Origin of the sequence: Dorea hominis, from assembly GCF_014287705.1 — a bacterium.
GTDB classification, from domain to species: Bacteria; Bacillota; Clostridia; order Lachnospirales; family Lachnospiraceae; genus Dorea_D; species Dorea_D hominis.
Genome location: NZ_JACOOY010000002.1, coordinates 252,395 through 259,000 on the forward strand (window position 1 = coordinate 252,395; position 6,606 = coordinate 259,000).

6 protein-coding genes are annotated in these 6,606 nt (G+C 42.0%); all 6 read right to left on the bottom strand.

From position 1 onward, the window contains the following. Window positions 1-16 precede the first annotated feature (16 nt). A complete protein-coding gene (locus tag H8S07_RS02615; RefSeq protein WP_118519431.1) occupies window positions 17-625 on the bottom strand; it encodes an HAD family hydrolase in 609 nt (202 codons plus the stop codon). A gap of 79 nt (window positions 626-704) precedes the next feature. Continuing rightward, window positions 705-1,190 (bottom strand): Cys-tRNA(Pro) deacylase, encoded by a 486-nt coding sequence (ybaK, locus tag H8S07_RS02620; RefSeq protein WP_021860965.1) that lies wholly within the window; start codon window positions 1,188-1,190, stop codon window positions 705-707. 54 nt (window positions 1,191-1,244) lie between these two features. Next, a complete protein-coding gene (locus H8S07_RS02625) occupies window positions 1,245-1,955 on the bottom strand; it encodes a TIGR03936 family radical SAM-associated protein (RefSeq protein ID WP_243060357.1) in 711 nt (236 codons plus the stop codon). Between the two features lie 19 nt (window positions 1,956-1,974). Next, the gene (locus H8S07_RS02630) at window positions 1,975-3,840 is read right to left on the bottom strand and encodes a TIGR03960 family B12-binding radical SAM protein (protein WP_118519361.1); all 1,866 of its coding nucleotides are present in this window, start codon (window positions 3,838-3,840) and stop codon (window positions 1,975-1,977) included. Window positions 3,841-4,042: 202 nt separating this feature from the next. Further along, the gene (locus tag H8S07_RS02635) at window positions 4,043-5,014 is read right to left on the bottom strand and encodes a dipeptidase (RefSeq protein WP_021860962.1); all 972 of its coding nucleotides are present in this window, start codon (window positions 5,012-5,014) and stop codon (window positions 4,043-4,045) included. A 141-nt stretch (window positions 5,015-5,155) separates the two neighbouring features. After that, complete coding sequence (locus H8S07_RS02640; RefSeq protein ID WP_021860961.1) at window positions 5,156-6,415, bottom strand: DUF819 family protein; 1,260 nt, start codon at window positions 6,413-6,415, stop codon at window positions 5,156-5,158. Window positions 6,416-6,606 lie beyond the last annotated feature (191 nt).

Sequence of the window (6,606 nt, forward strand, 5' to 3'; positions counted from 1 at the left end):
CTGCTACTATATTACCTTATTTTCCCATCATCTGCAATGGAATATCTGTATGAAACAGGATGCCCTGTATGCCGAATTTCTCGGCAGCTTCCACATTCGCGACACGGTCATCAAAAAATACTGTATGTTTTGGATCTATGTTATATCGGTCTAATAATATCTGATAAATCTTTGAATCCGGTTTCATACATTTTTCTTGCCATGAAAACACACCGCCGTCAAAACTCTTTAAAAACGCAAGCTTTTCTTCTGACTGACGGAACATTTCATCCGAATAATTAGACAGATAATAAAGCTTCATTCCTTTTTCGCGAAAATATGCAAACCATTCTTCAATAAAAGGAAATGGTACGATAGATGCTCCGAATCCAGCAAAGGTTGTCCGTATCTCTTTCTCATACGCCGGATCATTTTCTATAAAAAGTTCCAGCCATTCTTCGGTTGTTACCAGACCGGAATCTCCTGCATCCCAGTCTTTATTACAAAACATAGCATCCGCCACATGCTTGGTCGTCTCTTCTGAAAATCCTAATGATTCCAGATATTCTTTCCACGCAAAATAAATTAATACATTTCCAATATCAAAAATAACTGTATTGGTATTCTCCCTTAATTCAGGTATCATTTTTTCTTCCTTCTCTTCTTGATTGTACTTTGTTTCCAAAAACTGTATACGGAAATATTTCCCATATATCCGCAGATTTTTAATGATCGCGGATAACGTCTGCAAACTGTGCTTTTGCTGCCTTCTTAAGATCCGCCGGAGCAAGTTTTAACTGCATTCCTAATTTACCGCCACTGACATGCATCTGCGTAAGTTCTTCCGCATCTTTTTGTATGACTGTCGGAAACTGTTTTTTCATTCCAATTGCCGTACAGCCGCCACGCACATATCCGGTTACTTTTGTCAGATTTTTTAAATGCAGCATCTCCAGCGATTTCTCACCGACCGCTTTTGCTGCCTTCTTAAAATCAATCTCTGCTTCGATTGGAATGACAAACACATAATGTTCACCGCTCTTGCCGGTCGTCACAAGCGTCTTGTATACAAGCGCATGGTCATATCCAAGTTTATCTGCAGTTTCAATACCATCCGTGAAGTCTTCACATTCATAAGTTTCATATTCATAAGGAATCTTCATGCGGTCCAGCATACGCATGGCATTTGTCTTTAATTCCTTCTTGCTCATAAGAAGTTCACTCCTTTATATCATTCATGTTTATATCTGTATAAGCACACATATTTAAGTGGTTACAATGTCTTTTCCCAGGTCTTCCAACGAAATGAAATCGTTTTTTGTTGTTCCACCTGCTGATTCCGGATTCTTCGCATATACTTCCAAGCGGTGGAAATGAAGCGGTACTTCCTCCGGATTTTCACCGATGAAGCGCAGGAACGCTTTCATTACGAGATCCGGTTTCAAATTCTGCTCACTACCTGTTGCAAGGAACAGAAAAATGCCGTCATCCTCTGCATGCATATCGTAAATCATCGGTTTGATATCGACTTCTTTCTCACTTCGTTTTGTTTTCTTCCATACGATGATCTGCGGTTCTTTCATAAATGCACACACACTGTCTTTCCATTTTTCCGAAAGTACTCTTATATCTTCCGCATGCTGAAAAGTCTGTGGCTGAGTCACTTTGTAATCTGCCGCAGCTACGATCGTCATACCGCTTGCTTTTTTATCCGAAGAGATCTCACGGAAACCGGTAACTTCAATTCCCTCGACCATCACAGCATTTAACTGTGCAACTGCCTGCTCTGAGGCGATTGCTTCTGTCAACTCAATATCAAAATATTCTCCGTCACTTGTCACACCGACACCAAGCGGCTGCGCAAATGACATGATCATATGTGGGCTGTATCCACTCGTAAATGCAATCGGGATCTCTGCCCTGCGGATCGCTTTCTGAAAGAAACGCATCACATCCAGGTGTCCAATAAAACGCATTACTCCATATTTACGGAATTTAATTCTTGCTTTCAATACAGACACCTCCTTTCCATTTTGCCACACCACAACCGGAACATTTCATCCGGCAATTCGGTGTGACTTCTGCGTTCATTGCATGATTCCATTCCCGTTTCAGGAAATCTTTCGTCACGCCAATGTCTATGAAATCCCACGGGAACACTTCCTCAAGTGAACGCTCTCTGTGATTATAAAATGCAATATCCAGTCCTGTATTTTCAAACGCTTGCATCCATTTATTATTATCAAACTGATCGCTCCAGGAATCATACAGACATCCCAGACGATAAGCTTCTTCGATAACTGCGGAAGTCTTACGGTCTCCTCTGGCAAAAACACCTTCCAATACCGTTACTTCTGCATCATGCCAGTTATATTTCAGACTCTTCCGGTTCAACTGATCGTTAAATGCGTGTTTTACAATCGCAGCTCTGGAGATGTATTCTTCATTCGTATACATTCTCGCCCACTGGAACGGAGTAAACGGTTTCGGTATAAAGAACGATGTACTTGTCGTAATCTGGCATTTTCCGTTCCGCTGATCCTTCGGGATCTCGTAATAACGTCTTGCAATTTTATCTGCCAGCTCTGGAATAGCACGCATATCATCTTCGGTCTCTGTCGGTAATCCCAGCATGAAATAAAGTTTTACCTTATTCCAGCCTCCTTCAAAAGCCTGTCCTGCGCCATCTAAAATAATCTCCTCTGTCAGTCCTTTGTTGATGACATCACGCATACGTTGGGACCCAGCCTCCGGCGCAAATGTCAGGCTGCTCTTGCGGATATCCTGCACCTGTCCCATTACATCCAGCGAAAATGCATCTATTCGAAGCGATGGCAGACTGATGTTAATTCCCTTGGACTTAAACTCATCAATCAAAAATGTGACCAGCTCTTTTAAATGACTATAATCACTGGAACTTAAAGAACTTAGAGAGATTTCTTCGTGTCCTGTATTTTTCAGCATCTTATATGCATAATCTTTTAAAACTTCTACGTCTTTTTCTCTTGTCGGGCGATATAGCATTCCTGCCTGGCAGAAGCGGCAGCCACGGATACAACCGCGCTGGATCTCCAGTACGACACGATCCTGTGTTGCTTTAATAAAAGGTACAACCGGTTTTTCCGGATATGGCGCACTAGACATATCCATTACAACCTGCTTCTTAATCTTCTCTTTTGCATGAACATTGTTCGGTGTAAAAGAGAGGATGGTACCATCTTCCTTATATTCTACATCATAAAAAGACGGAATGTATATTCCTTCTACTTCTGCAGCCATCTCAAGGAAATCCCATCTGGAGCCTCCTGCTGCTTTATTCTTCTTGTAAAGATCCAGTAATTCATCATAAACGGTTTCGCCTTCACCCATATAAAACAGGTCAAAGAAATCTGCCAGTGGCTCCGGATTGTACGTGCATGGACCACCACCGATCACGATCGGATCTTCTTCTGTTCTGTCTTTTGTTTTTATCGGGATCCCGGACAGATCCAGAATCTGTAAAATGTTCGTATAACACATCTCATACTGGATCGTAATGCCTAAGAAATCAAAATTTTTGATCGGATCCTGCGATTCCAGCGCAAACAACGGAATCTTCTTCTCGCGCATAACCGCATCCAGATCTGTCCACGGTGAATAAACTCTCTCACACCAGACATCCTCTCTACGGTTAAACATATCATAGAGAATCTGGATTCCAAGATGTGACATTCCAATCTCGTACACATCCGGGAAACACATGGCAAACCGGATATCGACTTTCGTCTTATCTTTCATGACCGAATTCACTTCGTTTCCGATATAGCGCGCCGGCTTCTCGATCTTCATCAATATATCATCAGTTAATGCTAATTTTCTCATGGTTACTCCTTGGTTTTTAAATGTTCTCTTTGCATACACTCGTTTAATTGTACCACAAATTGAACACATTGGTAAATAGGAAGTATTTTTTCCCAAATCACTTCATAACCTGTCACTGGCAGCTTTCACTGGTTATTATGGTAACCTAAAAAGGGCTCCCTGAAAAGGGAGCCTTCGAATTGCATGTTTTTAAATTTTTTTATTATCCAATTGTCCGTTTAACAAGATTCTGGAAATTAACTCTGGCAATCTTATCCATCTCTTCTTTGGTCATTCCCATCTTCTCGAAACAGCTAAAGAGATTCGGAATCTCTGAAGCATCCTTCATACCGTGTGCTGCCGGGCTGGAATCTTCTGTCATAGTTCCCATCGCCTCATCATTGATAAACTCAAAGAAATCAAATCCACAGCCAACATGATCGATGCCCATTACATTGATCATATGATCTGCATGTCTTGCAAGATTCTCAACGGTCTGTTCCGGTCCTCTCGGATCAATGAAGTCTTTGAAAGAATTAAGTCCGACAACACCGTCTACATCACGGATGGCACGAAGCTGATCATCTGTCAGGTTACGTGGCACATCACAGAGCGCACGGCAGTTTGAATGAGAAGCAATGATTGGCTTCGTAGCAAGCTTCATGCAGTCCCAGAAACCAGCTTCATTCAGATGTGACATATCAAGGATCATGCCCTTATCCTGTACTTTTCTGGCAGCTTTCTTACCTGTTTCCGTAAGTCCGTAGGATTCGCCGGAGTTTGCGCCTGCGCCAAGTGCATTTGCTTCATTCCACGTAAGGATTGCATGCCTGCAGCCAAAATCATAATATTCATCGATCTTAGAAATATCTTCCCCGATTGCTGCGAGTCCTTCAATTCCATGAAATACATAAATCTTGCCATCAGCTTTCGCCTGCATCATCTCTGCGTAGTTATGTACAATACGGATTTCATCACATTCCTCAGCCTCCGCTTTTGCACATTGCATAATCTCTTTTGTTCTCTTTACATAATCTACATCATACGGCGGATCTACCCAGATTACAAAAATGCTTCCTTCTACGCCGCCTTTTCTAAGCCTCTCCAGATGACGTCTGCGTAATACATCGGTTTCGCCCTTTAATCTACGTGCGGTTACATCACACCAAATATCCGAATGTGCGTCAAAATACATAATCTACCATCCTTTCTTACATTGTCTAATCCATTCTGCTTTCAGTTCCGACATTTATAAAATCCCATTTTTTATAATCGGCGCGTCCCCTTTTACGGGAACGCGCCGTTTACCAGTCGCTTTCAATATATTATGTAATTCTTATGCTCCTAAGAGAACTCCAATCATAGTTCCAAGGTAGTTACCGATTACATATCCGAGAGTACCTACTAACATTGCAGGTCCAACCAGACGGCTCCATCCCTGTGAAATAGCCATACCGGCAGCTGTTGTCGGTCCACCGATATTTGCATTGGAGGCAATAATCGCATCTTCCAAATCGCATTTGAAGATCTTTGCTCCGATGAAACAGAATAACATGTTTACACAAACCATGATAGCTGTAAGTACAAGAAGCAGAGGTGACTTTGTAACTACTGTGATAATGTTTGCTGGAACACCGATTACAAACAGGAATAAGTAGATTAAAAAAGTACCAATCTCCTGTGATCCATGCAGATTCTCTTCTACCTGTTTATGGAAGAATGTTGCAACGATTACTGAGAATGTTGTGATCCATACATACTGGCTTCCGAAGAATTTACCGATGAAATCCATAAATCCAGTTGCATTCTCACCAACAGCTCCGCTGATCGTTCCAGCGATAAACTGTGAAACCCATACGATTGTTACAGAATATGCAACATTGTAAGCGATATCCTTCAAAGAGATATCTTTACGGCTCCAAAATGCTGCAGCCTGTGTCTGAGCAGCGTCTTTTGAAATTCCCGCTTCTACTTCGTCAATATGTGGATGTGCGAAGTGTGAACGGAAGAATTTCATACCTGCAAATGCAATCAATACGAAGAAATATGCAGCCATCAAAAGGTTATCTGCAACTGTTGCTGCCGCTGTTAAATCTTCACCTGCCGCATACTGTGATGCCATTGCTGCAAAGTTTACACCACCACCGATATAAGAACCGGTCATCATACTTGCTACTTTTGCGAGTCCGCTTGCATCACCGAATGGTCCACGCAGTGCAAAGAATGCAATAATTGCACCACATACTGTACCAACTGCACCGATCAGGAATACGATCAACATCTTACCGGTATCTCTCCATACACGGGAAAGGTTACACTGAAGAAGCAATAACGGAATACCCATTGGTACGATCATACCCCAGACAATATCGTCATACAGTACACTGTGAATAGGAATGATACTTAAGTTTGCAAGTACCATTGCAATGATCAGTGCCAGGATCGCACCGGAAACTTTCGATGCCCAATTGTACTTTTGCTCTAAGTAGATAGAAAAAGCAACACCAAGACACATGATTGCGAGTAATGCCCATGTATCTTCTGCTGCGATGAGCGATTCCCGCCCGACTAGATTTTGAAATACTGAACTTAACATAGAATACCCTCCTTCGTTCTCATTGTTTCACGACTGTTATAGATGAACCTTATATATTCATCTGATTTATCCCTATTTTAAAGGACTTTCTCTGGTCATAACCATCCAGAAACTCTCCCATACGTTTCATCGCATCAGAGAGAACTTCTGCCTGTGGAAGCATAACCAGACGGAAGTGATCCGGTCTGTGC